This window comes from Nesterenkonia sp. HG001 (assembly GCF_034438835.1).
Taxonomy (GTDB): domain Bacteria; phylum Actinomycetota; class Actinomycetes; order Actinomycetales; family Micrococcaceae; genus Nesterenkonia; species Nesterenkonia xinjiangensis.
The window spans coordinates 36,634-55,164 of sequence record NZ_JAOSZD010000012.1 but is presented as its reverse complement, the minus strand read 5'-3'; the positions used below and the strand labels follow the sequence as shown (position 1 = coordinate 55,164).

General features: G+C 67.4%; 19 protein-coding genes. 6 read left to right on the top strand and 13 right to left on the bottom strand.

The window, feature by feature from the left end; genetic code table 11:
- The 4 genes from ODE13_RS16120 to ODE13_RS16105 all read right to left on the bottom strand — a co-directional run.
- Positions 1–303 (bottom strand): hypothetical protein (locus ODE13_RS16120; RefSeq protein WP_322480177.1); only part of this gene is annotated, 303 nt, incomplete at its 3' end.
- Between the two features lie 26 nt (positions 304–329).
- Entirely contained in the window at positions 330–2,144 is a 1,815-nt protein-coding gene (locus ODE13_RS16115) for a hypothetical protein (protein ID WP_322480176.1), read from the bottom strand.
- Positions 2,145–2,366: 222 nt separating this feature from the next.
- A complete protein-coding gene (locus tag ODE13_RS16110; RefSeq protein WP_322480175.1) occupies positions 2,367–3,941 on the bottom strand; it encodes an MFS transporter in 1,575 nt (524 codons plus the stop codon).
- 178 nt (positions 3,942–4,119) lie between these two features.
- The gene (locus ODE13_RS16105) at positions 4,120–4,596 is read right to left on the bottom strand and encodes an SRPBCC domain-containing protein (RefSeq protein ID WP_322480174.1); all 477 of its coding nucleotides are present in this window, start codon (positions 4,594–4,596) and stop codon (positions 4,120–4,122) included.
- Positions 4,597–4,612: 16 nt separating this feature from the next.
- Between ODE13_RS16105 and ODE13_RS16100 the strand changes: the two genes are divergently transcribed.
- Positions 4,613–4,969: a metalloregulator ArsR/SmtB family transcription factor gene (locus ODE13_RS16100; RefSeq protein WP_322480173.1), complete on the top strand. Its 357-nt coding sequence runs from the start codon at positions 4,613–4,615 to the stop codon at positions 4,967–4,969.
- Between the two features lie 148 nt (positions 4,970–5,117).
- Here ODE13_RS16100 and ODE13_RS16095 read toward each other — a convergent pair whose 3' ends face one another.
- The 6 genes from ODE13_RS16095 to ODE13_RS16070 all read right to left on the bottom strand — a co-directional run bounded on the left by ODE13_RS16095 (position 5,118) and on the right by ODE13_RS16070 (position 11,184).
- Positions 5,118–6,386 (bottom strand): MFS transporter, encoded by a 1,269-nt coding sequence (locus tag ODE13_RS16095; RefSeq protein WP_322480172.1) that lies wholly within the window; start codon positions 6,384–6,386, stop codon positions 5,118–5,120.
- Between the two features lie 6 nt (positions 6,387–6,392).
- Positions 6,393–7,421, bottom strand: a complete 1,029-nt coding sequence (locus ODE13_RS16090) for an ABC transporter substrate-binding protein (RefSeq protein WP_322480171.1) — start codon at positions 7,419–7,421, stop codon at positions 6,393–6,395.
- Between the two features lies 1 nt (position 7,422).
- Positions 7,423–8,217 (bottom strand): ABC transporter ATP-binding protein, encoded by a 795-nt coding sequence (locus ODE13_RS16085; protein ID WP_322480170.1) that lies wholly within the window; start codon positions 8,215–8,217, stop codon positions 7,423–7,425.
- Positions 8,217–9,395, bottom strand: a complete 1,179-nt coding sequence (locus ODE13_RS16080) for an iron ABC transporter permease (RefSeq protein WP_322480169.1) — start codon at positions 9,393–9,395, stop codon at positions 8,217–8,219. Before ODE13_RS16080 ends, ODE13_RS16085 begins: the two co-directional genes overlap by 1 nt.
- A 115-nt stretch (positions 9,396–9,510) precedes the next feature.
- The gene (locus tag ODE13_RS16075) at positions 9,511–10,821 is read right to left on the bottom strand and encodes an RNA polymerase sigma factor (RefSeq protein WP_322480168.1); all 1,311 of its coding nucleotides are present in this window, start codon (positions 10,819–10,821) and stop codon (positions 9,511–9,513) included.
- A 15-nt stretch (positions 10,822–10,836) separates the two neighbouring features.
- Positions 10,837–11,184, bottom strand: a complete 348-nt coding sequence (locus ODE13_RS16070; protein WP_322480167.1) for a YciI family protein — start codon at positions 11,182–11,184, stop codon at positions 10,837–10,839.
- Between the two features lie 210 nt (positions 11,185–11,394).
- On the opposite strand from ODE13_RS16070, the gene ODE13_RS16065 reads away from it, so the two are divergent.
- From ODE13_RS16065 to ODE13_RS16045, 5 genes are all read left to right on the top strand, one after another.
- Positions 11,395–11,661, top strand: a complete 267-nt coding sequence (locus tag ODE13_RS16065; protein ID WP_322480166.1) for a glutaredoxin domain-containing protein — start codon at positions 11,395–11,397, stop codon at positions 11,659–11,661.
- Between the two features lie 105 nt (positions 11,662–11,766).
- A complete protein-coding gene (locus ODE13_RS16060; protein WP_322480165.1) occupies positions 11,767–12,102 on the top strand; it encodes a metalloregulator ArsR/SmtB family transcription factor in 336 nt (111 codons plus the stop codon).
- Positions 12,095–12,589, top strand: a complete 495-nt coding sequence (locus ODE13_RS16055; RefSeq protein WP_322480164.1) for an SRPBCC domain-containing protein — start codon at positions 12,095–12,097, stop codon at positions 12,587–12,589. The genes ODE13_RS16060 and ODE13_RS16055 overlap by 8 nt, the downstream gene beginning before the upstream one ends.
- The gene (locus ODE13_RS16050; RefSeq protein WP_322480163.1) at positions 12,589–13,164 is read left to right on the top strand and encodes a dihydrofolate reductase family protein; all 576 of its coding nucleotides are present in this window, start codon (positions 12,589–12,591) and stop codon (positions 13,162–13,164) included. Before ODE13_RS16055 ends, ODE13_RS16050 begins: the two co-directional genes overlap by 1 nt.
- A 181-nt stretch (positions 13,165–13,345) precedes the next feature.
- Positions 13,346–14,098, top strand: a complete 753-nt coding sequence (locus ODE13_RS16045; protein WP_322480162.1) for a Pr6Pr family membrane protein — start codon at positions 13,346–13,348, stop codon at positions 14,096–14,098.
- Between the two features lie 137 nt (positions 14,099–14,235).
- On the opposite strand, the gene ODE13_RS16040 is transcribed toward ODE13_RS16045, so the two are convergent.
- The 3 genes from ODE13_RS16040 to ODE13_RS16030 are packed head-to-tail and all read right to left on the bottom strand — an operon-like array spanning position 14,236 to position 18,437.
- Positions 14,236–16,203, bottom strand: a complete 1,968-nt coding sequence (locus tag ODE13_RS16040; protein ID WP_322480161.1) for a tripartite tricarboxylate transporter permease — start codon at positions 16,201–16,203, stop codon at positions 14,236–14,238.
- Between the two features lie 15 nt (positions 16,204–16,218).
- A complete protein-coding gene (locus tag ODE13_RS16035; RefSeq protein ID WP_322480160.1) occupies positions 16,219–17,319 on the bottom strand; it encodes a hypothetical protein in 1,101 nt (366 codons plus the stop codon).
- Positions 17,316–18,437, bottom strand: a complete 1,122-nt coding sequence (locus ODE13_RS16030; protein ID WP_322480159.1) for a PrpF domain-containing protein — start codon at positions 18,435–18,437, stop codon at positions 17,316–17,318. The genes ODE13_RS16035 and ODE13_RS16030 overlap by 4 nt, the downstream gene beginning before the upstream one ends.
- Positions 18,438–18,531: the final 94 nt, after the last annotated feature.

Genomic DNA, 18,531 nt, shown 5'->3' with positions numbered 1-18,531 from the left:
CTCGTCGTCACCCGGCTCGTCGTCACCCGGCTCGTCGTCACCCGGCTCGTCGTCACCCGGCTCGTCGTCACCCGGCTCGTCGTCACCCGGCTCGTCGTCACCCGGCTCGTCGTCACCCGGCTCGTCGTCACCCGGCTCGTCGAGAGTACTCAGGTCCTGCTGCTCCGCGTCGTCGCTGGCCTCCGCCACCCCGACCTCGGCGGGGATCTCCGAGACCTGCTCCTCCACGTCCGCGTGGGCCGGCATCGTCGACAACGGTGCCCCCAGGCCGACCACGACTGCCGCGGCCAGGCCAGCACGCATGCCTGAAGGACGATTCACTGGCACCATCATGCATCCCCTCGATCCCGGGAGAGAGCAACCACCGATCCGTCCGGCTGCCGCACCCATAACGTCCCCCGAGGGGACACCCCTATCACTCTGTCTGATTCCGAATAGACGTGCTGGTCAAGCAAGATCTGACGGTGCCCGTCGGTCTTTATGATCGCCGCAGGCCCCAGCGCGGCGGCGAACTCCCCGTTCTCCCAAGCAGCCACCAGCTCACCGGTCGTCAGTGACACAGCATAATTCTCGATGATCGCCAGGTCCATCCCCCGTCCGATCTCCCACGCAGGAGACTCGGCCGGTTGGGTCGTGGTCTCGAGAACGGCCGTCACCTCTCCAGCGGACACCGTGTGGACCACGTAGTAGCTGTCCTCCTCGATCATCCAGTGGGAGAGAGCATGACCGTGGCCCACCGCGAGATGCTTGCTGAAGTCCGCCTCCTCCGCAGGGGCGGCCAGCTCCGTACGCTGAGAAGATTCGTCCTCGTCGAAGGGGATGAACACGATCTCCGGCTCTCCCGGGCGAGCCTGGATGACCCCTTCCCCGTCCGCGGCACCGGTGATCAGCTCAGGGTTAACCTCCTGACGCACAGGATCCTCAGAATCCACCACAAGGACATGGACGTCATCTCCATCATGGAGCAGCGGCAGCTCACCCATGACGGTGACCTCGGCGCCCTCCGGGATCGGCCAGCGCTGCTGGATCCCGTCGATGGTCAGGATCACGAACTCCTCCTGGGTGCGCACGCCGACTGCGGCGTCGCCGTGGATCCGCAGTTCAGTGGTCCACAGAAGCTCGGAGTCCAGCGCATACTCGACGTCGATCTCACCGGTCAACGCGTTCCGCAGGAGCAGCGTCTGCTCATCGGAGTCAAAGCTGAGCACCCCGGCGGAGAAGACCGAGAGCTGGTCAGCCTCTGAGGGATCGAGACTCCACAGCCGCATCGGATGCTCAGCCTGCAGATCGGCGTCGGTGTCCACCAGCTCCGGCCAGGGCGTGGCCACGGGATCTGCCTGACCGTCATCCGGCCTCATCAGGAAGAACCAGCCGGCGACGGCGACCACCCCGGTCAGCACGACGGCGGCAGCCACGCGCCGTCGACGCTGTCTCTTGGCCTGCTGTTCCTCACGAGCCCGACGCTCGCTGCGCGTGCGGACCTCACTGGAGGTCGCCTCGCCGCCCTCACCCTCGGCCTCCGCGGCGGAGGGCCCCTCGGGGACGGCGGAGTCCTCGGGCGCTTTTCGGGAGCCCCCCGCCGACATCGGGGCCGGCTCAGGTTCCACGGGTTCGGCCGTACGGATCCGCACGGCCAGCTCCTCAGGCATCGCGACGACGTGCCCGGAGGGGTCCAGCCCGAACATGACCGGTGTCATGCCCAGCAGGTCACCGAGCACCTCCACAGGTTTCCCGCTGGAGACGATGATTGTGGCGATCTCGTCTCGCAGGCGCTCCACGGGGATGTCCCGCGGGGTCGCACCGGGGGCCTGGATGCTCCAGGAGTCATAGGTGATCTGGAAGTCCATCGCCTGCCGAGGGCGGCCCTCGCACCGTTCGGGTTCGATGTAGTCCAGGGTCCAGCAGCCCTCGTCGACGATGTCCCGAACCGAGGGGTCCACCTGCACGCTGAGCATGGGCGAGAGGTGACCCTGATGGGATCTGCGGACGGCGTCCAGCGCGGCGGCCATGTCCGGGTGCCGGGACCTCTCGCCCTGCTGGTCCGTCAGGATCACGGCGGCCCTGACGTGCACGACGAGGTGCAGAGCACCCTCGGACCCGTCGTCGGCGGCGGCCCGCCCCGGGGTTCCCTGATCACCTGCCACGTCAGTCTCTTCCTCACCGCTTCGCAGCGGTGGTCCTCTCCCTGGTCCGATGACCCTGAAGAATGATCGTCGCTCCCGACCACATCCTAGGCCCGGTTCTCTTCGAACGGGGCGATCTTCTTCTCGCGGGCCGGTGTTCGGCCCACGTCCCCATGCCTGACCCCATCCTCGCGTGTGAGACCGTCTCGGGGATCACGGTGAGTCACAGTGCGTCGCCGGAAGTCACCGCGAGTCGCTCGGAGCGGCCGCCTCCGTCACGGACCCCCGCCTCGCGCGCCGCGACACCAGCAGCAGGATAGCCGATGTCATCAGTACGGCGGCTCCGAGACCTGCATAGACCACCTGCCCCAGGCTGAAGGCGTCACGGACCTGCTCCAGGAGCTGACCCCCGCCCACGGTGAGGTGCTGAGCCGCACTGACCCCCTCATGGACGCTGTGGCGCGCGGTCTCCACCACCGATCTCGGAGCCCCCGGGACGTCCACATCCGCCATACCGACCTGATAGGCGAGCAGAGCCACCACCCCACCTGCCGCAATGCCCAGCGCACTGCCCAGCTCTCCGCCGATCTCCTGGGCGGACGCCGCCGACCCGGTCTTCTCCTCCGGAGCGCTGGAGATGATCAGATCCACGATCAGCGCACCCGCCGCCCCCTGACCCAGCCCGACGACGGCGATGCCGACCGCCATGGCGGCCACCGACGACCCGAGCCCGGTGGTCAGTGCCAGCCCGCAGGCACCGCCGGCCGCGACCAGCAGCCCGAAGAGGGTGACAGCCCCTGCGGAGAACCGCTGCGCGGCGCGAGGAGCCAGCATCGCCCCGACGATGTTGAGACCGATGTAGGGCAAGGTCCAGAACGCGCCGTGCAGCGGGGACAGCCCTCCGACCCACTGCAGGTGCTGGGTGAAGAGGTAGAACATCCCGGTGACGCTGACCCCCATCATCAGCAGCACACCCAGCGAGACCGCGACGCCGCGGCTGCGCAACAGAGCCAGGTCGAAGAGCGGCTCGGCGAGCCTGCGCTGCCGGAGCACGAACAGGGTCATGACCCCCGCACCCAAGCCGATGCTGAGCAGGTAGGGCCAGGCGACCCCGTCGCCGGTCTCCTGCAGGACGGCGAGCTCCTGGAACCCGAAGATGATTGCCAACATGCCCGCCACGGAGAGGGCCACACTGAGCATGTCGATGCGGCTGCGATTGCGTTCGGTCCGCTCCGGCAGCAGCTTCAGCCCGCCCAGCAGAAGCAGGACGATCGGAGGAACGTTGATCAGGAACACCGAGCCCCACAGAAAGGACTCCAGCAGGACTCCGCCGAGCAGCGGCCCGACCGCCCCGCCGACGGTGAAGGTGCTGAACATGATCGCAATCGCCGTCCGCCGCTGGGTCTCCTCCTGAAACATGGTGCGCAGCAAGGAGAACAGCGAGGGCATCAGGCTCGCTCCCGCGATGCCGAGAGCAGCACGGGCGGCGATCAGCATCTCTGCGCTCGTGGAGAAGGCGGCCATCACCGACAGCCCCGCGAACGCCGCCGAGCCCATCAGGAGCACCCGGCGCGGCCCGACCCGGTCCGCGACACGGCCGGCGGTGACCAGGAACCCCGCGATGAGGAACCCATAGACGTGGGTGATCCACAGGCTCTGCGTGGCACTGGGCGCCAGGTCGGCGCTGATGGTCGGCAACGCGAAGAAGAGCACCGTCAGATCGGTGGCCAGGGCCATCATGGGCAGCGCCAGCAGCACGAGCCCGGCCCATTCGCGGGCGGTGGCTCTGATGGAGGAGGGAAGGGAGTCGTCGGTCATCGCCATCACGGCCTTTCATCGAGGTGTCATGGGCCTCGATGATCGGCCGAACCCGCTCCGGGAATGCTCCGGTTCCGTTCCATGCCTGACTCGGCGGCCTCAGCCGGAGCGGCCGCCCAGCACCTTCCGAAACGCGCCGACACCTCCAGAACCGTCCCGGCTCCCGGCTGAGGCCCTCCTACTGGTAGAAGCCCTCGCGCAGATTGATCCCATGCTCAGTCCAGGCCTTCAGAGCGGCCAGCATCCCGGTCCAGCCTCCGCAGTTGCCGAAGGCCTGGGTCGCCCCCTCAGGGGTGACCCTCCAGCCGGACTCGCTGATGGTCACCAGGGTGCGGGTGTCGCCGTCGACTGCTTCAAAGGTGAAGGTCGTAGTGGTGACCGAGCGGCTGTCCGTGGTGGCTTCGCCCTCCCATTCGATGACGATGCGCCGGGGTGGGTCAGCCTCCAGCACGGTGACAGGGAAGCGGCCGGGGAAGTCTTCGAAGTCCCAGGACACCTCCGCCTCAGGCTCGAGCCGCCCGCGGGCGCCGCCGGTGGTGAAGTATCTCGACAGCTGGGCGGGGTCCGCGACGGCGTCGTACACCTCCGCGCTGGGCCGCGCGATGTACGCGGAGACGGTGAAGCTCAGTTCGGTGAGTTCCTCAGTGGTATTCATGTGATATTTTTACAACATGTCGTCGCAGCAGGTCAATGGTTCCACGGATGCGGATTCCCCTGCCGAGGGATCCGATGACGATCGAGTCTTCAAGGCTCTCGCCAACTCCACGCGCCGGAGGATGCTGGATGCCCTGAAGTCCGGCTCCTGCAGCACCGGGCAGCTGTGTGAGCACTTCCCGGAGTTGGATCGCACCACCGTCCTCCAGCACCTCCGGGTGCTCGAGCGGGCAGGCCTGGTGATCGGCACGCGCATCGGCCGGGAACGTCACCTCACGCTGGCGCCGCTGCCCATCAAACGGATCCACGACCGCTGGATCGGTGAGTACGCCCGAGCCGCCGTCGAGCTGCTCGACGAACTCGACTCCAAGTGAGCCGCCGACCCAGGCGTCGGCTCCGAGGCGGGCAGAACTACCCCGCTTCCATCGAGTGGTCGATTCGACTGGATTTTCTGGGCACGAGGCCGGGAGAATCCCTTCGAATCGACCACTCGATGGGGCAGGAGCGGGAGTGGCCACACCCTCACCGGGTCTCGGCGGGCTCCGCTGAAGCTCCGGCCGGCCCCATCCACGTCAGCATCCCCAGGGCCAGGAGCATCGGAGCGGAAAGGGCGATCACGAGCCCGGGCAGTCCCGCCAACGCCAGCCCGAGCCCGCCCACAGCGGCACCGAGGAAGACTCCGAGGCTCTGACCTGCGGCGTTGAGGCTGAACGTCACGGAGGTGAGCTCACCCCCGTGCTGTGCGATCAGCGTGGTCACCCCCGCGGCCAGCACCGCGTGGCTGAAGCTGAGCACAGCCGTGCCGGCCAGTGCCGCCCCAAGCCCCGGGACGAGGACCACCACAGGCAGCGCGGCCAGTCCCCCGATCGTGCCGGAGGCCAGCAGCATCAGGGTCCTGCGTCGCGAGCCTGCGACCTGGCGGGCCCACCGGCCAGCCAGATAGTTGCCCAGGAAGAAGGCCGCTCCGGAAAGCGTCCACACCACAGTGAACAGCTCCGCCTGCAGGCCGAATCGCTGGTCATAGACGGCAGCCAGGAAGGCGAGCTGACCCATGAAGGCAGTGGTGCGCATGGTCGAGACACCGATGGCGGCCAGCAGATCCCTCCGTCCCTTCACCAGGCGGAAGGCCTGGAGGTATCGAGGAGGCGCATGCTGCTGCCCCGACGCGCCCCCGCGGGTGGCTGAGGAGGCTCGGGACGAGACGGCGAGCGCGCACGCCGTCAGCAGCGCGAGCAGCGCCACCGCGCCGAAGGGGATGCGCCACCCGCCGGCCAGCGCGAGTGCCCCCAGCAGCGGGGCCGCCAGCACGGCGGCCAGCGTCTGGGTCGCGGTGACCAGGGTGGCTGCTCGGCCGCCGTCGCCCGCCCGGGTGAAGCTGCGGGTCGCCCCCGCGAGCAGCACCGGGGTCAGCAGAGCCGTCGCCGTTCCGACCAGCAGACAGAACAGCACCAGGGGCACCAGGCTGCCGGTGGCGGCCAGCAGACTCGCGATCGCCAGCAGCACAAGGGCCCCGGGTGCCGCCACCCGCGGTGACCAGCGCTCCAGCAGAGGGGCGATGATCACGCCGGTGAGCAATGCGGTGACACCTCCGAGGCCGCGCAGCCCACCCACCACCGACTCCTGGGCTCCGGCCGTGGCGGAGATCGGCACCAGAAACGTGGAGAACGCGGTGAAGGGCAGCAGGCCGACGACGGCGGCGATCAGCAGGGGCCAGATCTTGGCGATGATCACCCGGTCGGAGGCATGGTCCGCGACAACCGGCGTGCGGATCGGGGAGGCTTGTTCTCGCATCGGTGCTCAGCGTCGCTCCACGTAGTCCTTCAGGTACTCCGCGAAGCTCTCCAGGCCATCGATGTTCCGTGGTCCGGAGATCGCCTCGTTGTAGTCCATGATGTAGAACTCGTCGGCCTGGACGGCCGGCAGGTTGGCCGTCGTCGGGTTCTGTTTCAGGAACTCGATCTTGTCCTCCGCGGGCTGATCCCCGTACTCCAGAATGATGATCACCTCCGGCTCGCCGTCGACGACGGCCTCCCAGCTGGCCTCGGTCCACCGCGCGTCGACCTCCCCGAAGATGTTCTCCCCGCCGGCGATTTCGATGATCTCGTGCGGAGGCACCTGATTGGCTGCGGTGAAGGGCTGGTCGGTGCCGAAGTCATAGAGGAAGACCGGCACGGGGTCTCCCTCCGGCGCGGCGTCCCGGACGGCCTCCTCACGGTCTCGGTACTCGGCGACCAGCTCGGTGGCCCGGTCCTCCACGGCGAAGATCTGCCCCAGCCTCTCCAGGTCCGTGTAGAGCCCTTCGAAGGGGGCGTGCTGCTCCGCGTGGCCGGGGTAGTTGAAGCAGGATTCTGCGTGCATGAAGCTCTGGATCCCCAGGCCGTCGAGGATCTCCGGAGTGATCCCCCGGTCATCGGAGAAGCCGGAGTTCCATCCGGCGACGACGAGGTCGGCGTTCTCGTCCACCACCAGCTCACGGTTGAGCAGGTCGTCGGAGAGGAACTCGACGGCGGCGTAGTCCTCGGCCCAGGGGGACTCCTCCACCGGTGGATTGGCCGGGGGCATCACGTAGCCGTGGACGTGGTCGACCAGGCCCAGGGCGAAGAGCTTGTCGGCGCTGCCGCCTTCGTAGACCACGGCGCGCTGCGGAGTGGTGTACTCCACAGCCTCCCCGCATCTGTCCACAGTGGTGGTCTGCACGCCGGCATCGCCGTCCTCCGCCTCCACAGTGGCGCCGCAGGCGGTCAGCAGCAGCATCCCGGCACAGGCCGCCGCAGTGCCGCTGCGCCGCAGGGTGGGCGGAGCGGCATGGTGTGGGTGGGGGTTCATCTCAGGTGGTCCTTTCCTTGGCGTGGTGAGGAGTGGTCAGCGAGAAGAGCACCTGCGGGGCTCCGGTCAGCGGATGGGTCACCACGGTCGCCTCGACGCCGAACACCCGTTCCAGCAGCTCCGGGGTCAGCACCTCCTCCGGTGTTCCGGAGGTGACCAGACGCCCCTCGTGCAGCACCCCGAGCCGGTGGCAGACCGCCGCGGCGAGATTGAGATCGTGGAGGACCACCAGGACCGTGAGCCCGGCGGCCCGCACCATGGAGAGCAGCTCCACCTGATGTCGGATGTCGAGGTGATTGGTGGGCTCATCGAGGATGAGCACCTGCGGCTGCTGCACCAGGGCGCGGGCGATGAGCACCCGTTGACGCCCCCCACCGGAGAGGGCGAGGATTCCGCGCCCGGCCAGATGGGCGACGTCGACCCGCCTCATGGCCTCCGCACACATCGCCTGCTCGCGGATGGTCAGCGGCTCGTTGCCGCGTTTGTGCGGGGCCCGGCCGAAGGCGATGACCTCCTCGACGGTGAAGTCGAAGTCCGCGGAACCTTCCTGGGTGAGGGCCGCGATCTGCTGGGCCGTCTGCCGGATGGAGACAGCTCGCACGTCCCGCTCCCCCGCCAGAACTGCTCCTGAGGTGGGCTTCAACGCGCGGTAGACGCAGCGCAGCGCGGTGGACTTCCCTGAGCCGTTGGGCCCGATCAGGCCAAGGACCTCTCCGGAGCCGGCGCTCAGCTGCAGGGCGTCCAGCAGCCGGGCGCCGTGGATGTCCACGGTGACGTCGTCGAAGGTGATCTCCATCAGCGGCCTCCGAAGACGTAGCCGCGCCGACGCATCAGGAGGATGAACACCGGGACCCCGATCAGCGCGGTCAGGGCGCCCAGCGGCAGCTCTCGCGGAGCGACGACGGTGCGCGCGAGCAGGTCTACCCAGACCATCAAGATGCTGCCGATCAGCGGGGAGATCAGCAGCAGCCGGGTATGGGAGGCGCCGATGATCATCCGGGTGATGTGTGGGATCACCAGGCCGACGAATCCGATGGCTCCGCTGAGGGCCACCATCGCTCCGGTCATCACCGCGGTGACGGCGAAGAGCAGCCGGCGTGTCCGCGCGGTGTCCACCCCGAGGGAGGCCGCGGACTCGTCTCCGAGGGACATGACGTCGAGGGCGCGGCTGGACCGACGCAGCACCAGGATTCCGAGCCCGACCACGACCACCACGACGGGGAGCCCTCCCCAGGTGGCCGCACCGAAGGAGCCCATCGTCCAGAACAGGACCATGGAGGTGGCCTCGGCGCTGGGCGCGAAGTAGATCAGCACGCTCATGATCGCCTGGAAGCCGAAGGAGAGCGCCACTCCGGTGAGCACCAGCTTCAACGGAGTGATGCCGGACCGGCTGTGTGCGATGGCGTAGACCAGCAGGGTCGCGCCCAGCGCTCCGAGGAAGGCCCCGACGGAGACCGCGTAGATGCCCAGGAGGGACAGCGCCCCGAACAGTGAGACCGTCACCGCTCCCACGGACGCGCCGGAGGAGACCCCGAGGATGTAGGGGTCCGCCAGCGGGTTGCGGACCAGCGCCTGGATAGCGGCGCCGACGGCGGCGAGACCGGCGCCGACCACGGCGGCGAGCAGGACCCGTGGCACGCGGATGTTCCAGACGATCTGGTACCGCGTGAGCTCCTCCGGGGTGATGGTGCCGCCGACGACGGCGGTCCAGAGGTAGCGCGCGGTATCCTGCGGGGGCACGACGGCGGAGCCCAGCCCGATGGCGATCAGGACGGAGAAGGCAAGGATCAGCAGCAGCCCGGTGGCGAGCAGCCCGATCTTCCAGGACCTGGGTGACGGCGTCGAGCCACGGGGGTCCGAGTGCTCTGGGGTCGCACCCGATGTGGGGATCAGGGCTGTCAGGCTCCCCGGCCTGGTGATGGCATCTGGACGGGGCGGTGGCCTGTGGACGGCGGCATCGGCTCCAGGTCGCATGGCACCCCTCTAATGCGAATAGTTCTCAACTCGCACGAGCGTAATGGATTCATCTCCCCTGCGCGAATGCGCATCAGCAGACATCGCCGGTGCTGCTGCCCCTCACGTCGGACCCTCAGCCGCGCTGATCCTCCAGCCCGGCGAGCGCGGCCGCGAGATATTCCCCCTCGGCTTCGTTGCCGGGAAGCTCCAGGGCACGCCGGTACGCGGCGGCGGCATCGTGCGGCTCGCCGAGCTCCTGCAGGGTGAGGGCACGGGCGATGTGGAAGGGTCGGAACCGGTCCAGAGCGGGCTCCGCGGCGAGCGCGTCGAGCCGCCGGAGGCCCGCATCCATCCCGTGGGCCCGCCCATGGGCGACCGCACCGGCCAGACGCACCACAGGGCCGTCGTCGTGGGTCTGGAGCAGCTGATAGAGCACGGTGATCTGAGCCCAGTCGGTGGTCTCCCAGCCATCGGCCTCAGCGTGGACAGCGGCGATCGCCGCCTGGATGGCGTATGGGCCCGCACCCGGAGCTGCCACGGCGGACTCGGTCAGCGTGATGCCCTCATCGATCATCCGCCCGTCCCAGCGGGTCCGGTCCTGCTCAGCGAGCGGAACCGGCCTGCCGTCGTCGTCGGTGCGCGCCGGGCGACGGGCCTGGGTGAGGAGCATCAGCCCGAGCAGTCCGGCGGTCTCCGCAGAGCCGGGCATCAGCTCGCGGAGCACCCGGGCGAGCCGGACGGCCTCGGCGGTGAGGTCCTCGCGGGTGTGGGTGGTTCCCTCCGAGCGTGTGAAGCCCTCCGCGTAGAGGAGGTAGATGACGCGCTGGACCCCGGCCAGGCGTTCGGGCAGATCGTCTCGGCGGGGCACTCCGAAGGCGATGCCCAACGTGCGGATGCGCCGCTTGGCCCGCACGATGCGCTGCTGCATGGTGGGCACCGGCCGCAGCAGCGCGTGGGCCACCTCGGTGGTGCTCAGTCCGCCCAGGAACCGAAGGGTCAGCGCGATCCGGTCCTCCTGGCTGAGCAGCGGGTGCGCGCAGGCGAAGAACAGTCCCAGCCTGTCGTCGTGGATGAGATCATGCTCATCGCCGACGACGGCGGCGGGGTCGTCCAGGGCCTGCGGCACCGGGGCGCGCTCCTGCTCCACGCGCAGCCGCGGCAGCTTCTGCCTCAGCACGCTCCGGCGCCGCAGGGCATCGATGCCCCGATGCCGAGCGGTGGTCATCAGCCACGCCTCGGGCGAGTCCGGAACCCCTGTCTCGGGCCACACCTGGAGGGCCTGGAGGAGCGCCTCCTGCATCATGTCCTCGGCCAGGTCGAGGTCGCCGAAGCGGCGGGCGAGCGCGGAGAGGATCCGCGCCCGGGCGTCCCGACCGAGGCCGGTGATCACCCGGTGCGCGGCATCCTCAGCGGCGCTCCCAGGGGCGTCGTGTGCGATGGTCACCTGGATTCACAGGGCTCAGTAGGGGGCCACCGGGCGGACCTCGACGTGCCCGCCGGGTGCCGAGCCGGGGCTGCGACGTGCCCAGGAGAGGGCCTCGTCGATGTCAGCGACCTCGATGATGTAGGTTCCGCCGACGAACTCCTGGACCTCGGCGAAGGGACCTGACGTGACCACACGGGCGCCGTCGTCGTCGCTGCTCACCCGGACCCCGTGCTCCGGGTCCTCCAGGGCGAAGGAGGTGACGACGACGCCGGCCTCGGTGATCTCCTTATCGAAGACGAAGAACTCCTCCGGGTCGGCCCCTCCGTGATCGCCGCAGCCGGCGTCGTCGGTGCGGCCCATCAGCAGCAGTGCGTATTTCATGGTGACTCCTCAGTCTCTGGCCCCGGGCGCCGCACACGGGCGGTCAGCCTTCTGCGGGGTCGACGGATGTCGCACCGTATGGCCCGACAACATCATGACGCACAGGGGTGTGCCAGATCGACAGCTGCGGAGGAAATTCTTCGACGATCGCGACGGTTGCTTCCAGCGAGAGTGTGGAGCGCTCCGCTCCGGACATGTCGAGAGGACACGATGACGACTGCTGAACCGACTCCGAAGATCCGCATGTTCGGCGCCCAGTGGTGCGGCGACTGCCGACGCACCAAGGCCCAGCTGGACGGCCTGGGCCTCGACTGCGAGTACATCGATCTGGAGCAGGACGTGGACGCCGCCGACGTCGCCCGGGACATCTCCGGACGCACCAACATCCCGGTGGTGGTCTACCCGGACGGCTCCCACCATGTGGAGCCGAGCAACGACGACGTCGCCGCCAAACTGCGCGAGCTGACGCTGATCTGATCCCGGCGGGAGCAGGTCTCGCGGAGGCTTGACGGGATCCTCGCCCTTGACGGCACCGGATCTCGAGCTATAGTTAAGCTATTCCTTAATTAAGGAGATACTACATTGGCTGGCAAGGACCCCCTGAGCAGAACCTTCTCAGCGCTGGCAGATCCCACCCGGCGTGAGATCCTCACCCGCCTCTCCACGCGGCCCGCGACCGTCGGCGAGGTGGCCGGCGCCTTCGAGATGAGCGCCCCGGCGATCTCCCAGCATCTGAAGGTGCTGGAGACCGCAGGATTGATCGAACGCACGGCCCACGGGCAATGGCGAACCCTGTCGTTGCGCACAGAGACCCTGGACACCGCTGCCGCATGGGTCGAGCAGCACCGCCGCGAGTGGAGTGAGCGCTTCGACCTGCTCGAGCACCACCTGACCACACTGGAGGAGAACGATGACTGACGAGACCGAATCCCCCGAATTCACCCTGACCCGTACCTTCGAGGCCCCCGTGACCACGGTCTGGCAGGCCTGGACCGATCCGCGGCATCTCACCCACTGGTTCCATCCGGCCGGATTCTCCACGCCGTTGGACTCGATCCACGTGGACCTCAGGGTCGGTGGACGGTATCGCTACACGATGATCGAGGACGCGACCGGCGCCGCCCATCCCACCGGAGGTGAATTCCTGGAGGTCGCACCGCCCTCCCGCCTGGTGTTCACCTGGGCCTCGCCCGAGGCCGCACCCGGGGCCTCACCGGTGGCGACCGTGACGCTGGACGGTGACGGAGAGAGGACAAGGATGGTCTTCACCCTGCGTGGCACAGCCGGCCGGCCCGGCGACGACGGCGTCCACGACGGGTGGCAGCAGGCCGTGGAGATCCTCGCCGTCCACCTGGGAGCACTCGAGGAGACGTCCGGACCGGCTCTGCATCGCGAGGGTCTCTGATGGGGCGGCTGATCGTGGACCTCATCGTGTCGGCCGACGGCTGCGCCCAGGACGCCGACGGGGGCATGGACCACGTGCCGCCCACCGTGGACGCCGGAGGCTGCGACGTCGACACCGTCGCCCGATGGACGGACGTGGACGCCATCATCCTCGGGGCGAACACCTACCGGCTGTTCGCCGGGCACTGGCCGAAGGTCACCCCGGAGCAGGATCTCCTGGCCGGGATCATCAACCCGCGGCCCAAGCACGTGGTGTCCTCCCGCCTGGAGGAAGCTCCATGGGGCTCGCTGGCCCCGGCGAGGGTCGAGAGCGGCGACGGCGTCGCGAGCGTGCGCCGGATCAAGGAGCACAGCTCCGGCGAGGTGGTGGTGTGGGGCAGCCTGAGCCTGGTCTCGAGCCTGTTCGAGGCGGGTGAGGTCGACGGGCTGAGGCTGCGGATCGTGCCGACCCTGGCTGGAGGCCGACGCAGCTTCACACCACACGGTCTCGGAGTGCGGGACCTCGAGCTCGTCCATTCGCGCAGCTACTCCGCAGGCCAGCAGATCCTCGAGTACCGCATCTCCGACCACACCTGAGCGACGGCGGAGACGCCGCGTCCCACACGGGGCCGCGGACCGCGCCGTGCAGCATCCCGACCATGGCGTTTCCCCTATGCTTGCGGTACAAATGCTGAGATGATCACTCGCGTGTCCGCCTCGAGCCCTCTTGCCCGGCGGCGGCACCGGCGGGAGCCGAAGAGAAGGAAGAGGCGACCACGTGGCCGAGGCTGAAGCGATCCCATCCCGCGCAGCGACGCGGGATCAGGCCGCGCCTCCCAGCGCGACGATCTGGGCCGTGCTGCGCGTCGGCGTGGCCGTGCTGGGTGCAGCGGCGGTGATTGCCCACTTCGATTCCTCCGTGAGTGCCGCCGTCGAGCTGAAGCGCGACATCGGCACCACGATCGGCAATTTCTTCAGCTACTTCACGATCCTGTCCAATTCCGCGGCTGCCGTGTTCCTGATCTGGGCCGGGCTGCGGCATCTGCTGCAGGGCCGGAGGATCAGGGAGGACCCGCCGGCCCTGGCCATCGGGCTGGCCTGTGTGACCAGCTGCACGCTGATCACCGGAGCGGTCTACAACACCTTGCTGCGCCACCTGCCGCTGCCGCAGGGCACCGAGCCGCCGGACTGGTCCAACGAAGTCCTGCACCTGGTGGTCCCGCTGTTCCTCTTCGCCGACCTGCTGCTGGGGCCACGGCGCCGTGCGCTTCCCTGGCGCTCCCTGTGGGTCGTCGTGGGCTTCCCCCTGGTCTGGGCGATCTACACGATGGTCCGCGGCCCGCTGGTCACGAACCCGGAGTCCGGCGCCCCGTACTGGTACCCCTATCCGTTCCTGGACCCCCACGACCCGGGCCTGGCCCCGATCGCGGGGTACCCCGGAGTGATGATCCACGTGATCGGCATCGCCGTCGCGATGATCGCGGTCAGCGCACTGGTCATCTGGTGGGGGCGACGGGCTCCGGGGCTGTAGCACCACCGGCGCGGGGTCCGCCCGTGGGGCCTTCCGTGCCTCAGGTAATCTCCAGACCGTGCAGCCGAGGAGGAGTCCTCCGACGAACCACCAGCCCCGGCTGCACCCTCGACTGCGATGCGCCGGTTGACGACGCGCTAGAGCAAATACCCGGCGGGCGGAACCAGCTGAGCGAACTCGGCGAGCAGGTACAACGCACCCACGATGCAGGCGGCGTAGATGATCGTGGGCACCACCTTCATCCTCGCCACCACAAGCAAGAAGATGAGAGCGAACGCGGCGGACCCCACCAGCATGCCGACGAGGAAGACCAGCCAGATGTATGCCAGGATCCACGCGATGGACATCCCGACGATCTTCAGTCGCTGCAGCCAGACATCGTCGAATCGGCCCAGTCTGCCCTCGCCTCTCACCCGGGAGATATCCCATCCCAGGCTGATCAGGGCCAGAAGGAGACCCACCCCTCCCACTGCCAGCGGGAACAGCTGTCCGTTCTCTGAGAAATCCCGGGACATCACGATGGCGGCGGTGAAGAACAGCAGCGCTGCTATCGAGACGGCCAACTCGACGAACGGAGGGACGGCCATGTCCGACTTCTCAGAGAACTGCATCGTCTCCTCGACCTTGCTCGTCCGCTTCCTCTGCCGGCGGACCAGCGGCACGATGATCGCGCCGGTCAGGATGATCGCGATGACGATGACGAAGGGACGGGTCATCCACTCGTCTGGTGAAAAGGCATTGACGGTCAGGAAGTAGTAGCGCTCCAAGGGCTCAGCGAGCACGAAGGCGATCAGAAATGGGGCCCGGGGGATGTGGGTGACCTTGCAGATCCAGCCCACGATCCCCAAGGCCAACATGAGGTAGAAGACGTTCAAGTGCAGTGGCTCTTGGAAACCGCTCATGAAGAGGATCGGGATGAGCGCCGCGGCCAGGACAGGAAAGGAGACGAAGCTCAGGCGTGCCAACGGACGGGCCAGGAAGAATGCCAGGGCGGCGCCGATGACGCTCGCGATGGCGAAGGCCCACACGATGAGGTAGACCAAGTCGAGGTCATTCGTGATCAGTGACGGGCCAGGCTGAACACCGAAGATGAGCAGCACGCCCAGGAGCAGCGCGAAGGGGGCCGCACCCGGAACCCCGAACAGCAGCGTGGGGATCAGTGCACCGGATTCAATCCCGTTGCTTGCTGCTGACGGGGCGATGACCCCCCGGGGATCGCCCTTTCCGAACGTCGAATCTTTCCGTCGACCGGCGAAGGCCTGGGCCTGACCATAGGCCAGCCACGCGCCGGCCGTGGTCCCCACGCCAGGTAGCATTCCGACGCCGACGCCGACCGCCGATCCCCGAAGTACGTCCGACTTATAGGTCCCCACGTCCTTCATTCCTTGTCTCCATCCGCCGCCCAGGGCGACGCGTTCCTTGGAGACGGCGCCCCGCTTGGCCACAAGGTCGATGATCTCTGCCAGGCCGAAGATTCCCAAGGCGGCGGCGACGAGACCGATGCCGTCGGTCAGGAACTCCGAATTGAAGGTGTAGCGGTATTCCGCAGACACCGGTGACACGCCGATGAGCCCCAGCGCCAGGCCGAAGGCGGAGATCAGTAGGCCCTTGGCGACGTTGCCTTTGGACAGCAGGGCCGTGAGGAAGATGCCCATGACGATCAGTGCGAAGATCTCTGGCGAACCGAAAGCCGTGACGATGGGCGCGGCGATCGGGACTATCAGCGTCAGGACCACAATGCCGATGAGGCCCCCGATCATGGATGAGATGAAGCTGGTGGACAACGCGCGTCCGCCTTGGCCCTTCTTCGCCATCTCGTGACCGTCCAGAAGGAACACGGAGGCCGATGCGGAGCCCGGGATTCCGAGTACCACCGACGTGATCACATCGGAGGTATGGACTACCGCGACCGCCCCGATGATCATGGCGATCGCTTGGTTCGGTTCAAGTACGAACACGAACGGCATCAGAACGGCCACTGCTCCTGTGCCGCCCAGACCGGGTATGACTCCGATGATGATGCCCACGAGCACGCCGACCCCGAGGAAGAGGAGCATGGTTGGATCTGTGAAGGCCACGAGGGCCTCTGTTGCTGCATCTAACATGTCAGTCCCCTCAGATCAGTCCAGTACGGCGTCGTACTTGTCCTCGAGGAGGTTCTTGGTGAAGACCAAGACGTCCTCGTCCAGCTGCAGTGCCCTGCGGAAATCGGCCCGTGCGTCGGTCCCGGAGACGAGTTCATATCCGCCCAAGGCGTCCTTGGCCTCCGTGATGAAGTCCTCGTCGGCGTTCAGGTCCGCGACCATTCGACCGTAGGTCTCGATGACCGCCGCATCCGTACCCTCGTTGGCCCACAGCCCCTTCTGGTAGAAGAACCCGGGGACCACGAACGCTTGGAACGCGTTGTACGCCAGTTCCTGCTGGGGTGTGCGGTTGTCCAACCCCTCGTAGATCTCGGCAAAGGTTGGAACCTTCGGAAGGTTGGTGTCCCGGACGACCTGTCCGTCCACCAGGCTGCCGACGGCAAACAAGGGCAACGCCTCGCCGGAATCGACCATCGGTTGGACCTGCGAGAGGTATGCGGAGGTGGTTTGGAAGTCCAGGTCGGATTCTCCTCGCTGGACGGCCAGCCGGCTGGGCCCTCGCCCTTCCATCCCGAAGACACCACGAATGTTGGCCCCCAGGGCCTCCAAGGCAAGCAAGGGGACGAGGTCCAGTCCAGAGGCTGACATTCCTCCGTAGCGATACGGCTCGGTGTTGCCGACCAGATCTTCGACGGAGGTGATGCCACTCTCAGCACTGGTCCACAGCACCGCGCCCGTGCCGTTCAGCGCCAAAGGCTCCATCCGGCCGAAGTCGAACTCGACCGTGCTCTGACCCAACATGCTCTGGAAGTAAGTCGTAGCCGAGGCGACGAGTGTCTGCCGTCCATCGGTCACGTTGGATCGCACGAAGGCGTTGGTTCCGGTGATCGACTCTCCGCCAGGGACGTTCTCCACCTGATACCGGTCGACATCAGGTTGCCTGTCCGCGAAGTAGGGGGTGATGAAACGCGCCCAGGTATCCGTGCCGCCACCGGTGCCGTAGGGCACCACCACGTCCACGATGCCTGCCCCGGATGGCTGGTACTTGGTCTGCGGGGGTGCGCACCCGACGGCACTCAGCAGGGCCGCGGCGGCGCCAGTTCCGAGAAGAGCTCTGCGCGAGATCGTAGGGTTCACAGTACGACCTCCTGCCGCATCGAGCGTGACGCTCGCTCCAGCTCGCCGTTCGAGATGGGCAGACGAGCATCGGCCAACGTCCGAGCGGTCCGATGAACCCCGACGGTCTGGCCCAACGAGCTGTCATCGGTGAGAGTGACCAGCACCCCTACTGGTATCCGGAGTCTCAGCTCCCTGGGGAGCGCGTAGCTGATCTTCTCAGCGACGACAGTGCCAGCAGTACGCGCCGCGACAGTCACTCCCACGCTGCCGGTGATGGGCATTGCCGGATGAGGTTTGCCCATCGACATCATCATGACCTGCAGATCGGCTTCCTCGTCAGGGGATTCACTCACCAGGCCCACTTTGGGTATCGCTCGTTCGGCCGCCTCAGGAGAGTCGGCGAGCCCCATCGCCACCGAAGCCGCGCGGCGGATCTCCTCCAGTTCAGGCAGCCGCGTGTTGGCAGCAGCAGTCCATGACAGGAAGTCCTGGGCGTCGAGACCGAAACTCTGCGCATCGATCATCACAATGGGTGCACCAGCATCCACCATGCTCACCAGTGCGGTCTTGCCTGCACCGTATGCGAGCCGCGTCCGGGTCTGTCCGGACGGCAGCAACGACCCGGTGGTGCGTCCTTCCGGCTCCAAGAATCCCAGCGCCACCCTATGGCCGGGGAAGCGAGCTCCGGGGATCGTTGCCTGGGGGTCGTCGGGCAGCTGGCCCCCGGGCGTGGGAATGGTCTGAATGATCATCTGCCCTGTGTTCGTGTTGAAGGTGCGAACTTCGGTGACGGCGTCTCCTCGCGGCACCCAGCCTTCTTCGATCGCGTACAGTCCGACGGCGGCGGAGCAGTTTCCGCAGTTGCTGCCCCAGTCCACCGTCGCCTCCTCGATCCCGACTTGAGCAAATGTGAAGCTCACGTCTGAAGCCGCACCGTTCTCGCGGGTCAGAATGAGTGCCTTGCTGGTGGTCGAGGTAGCCCCACCCACCCCATCAAGCTGGCGGATGTCTGGACTGCCAAAGATGCGCGGAAGGACGGTGTCCGCCGTGAACCCCGCAGCTTCCAGCTCGGTGGCTTCGAAGACCCAGCACTTGCTTGTTCCGCCGCGCATCCAGCGGGCATTGATCAGCTTCAATTGTTACTCCTGTCACACGGCCGACTTCTAGGTCCAGTGTCGTGTGCGGCATCACTTAAGCACAATGTACAAATTGTCGCGCTAAACGTAGGAC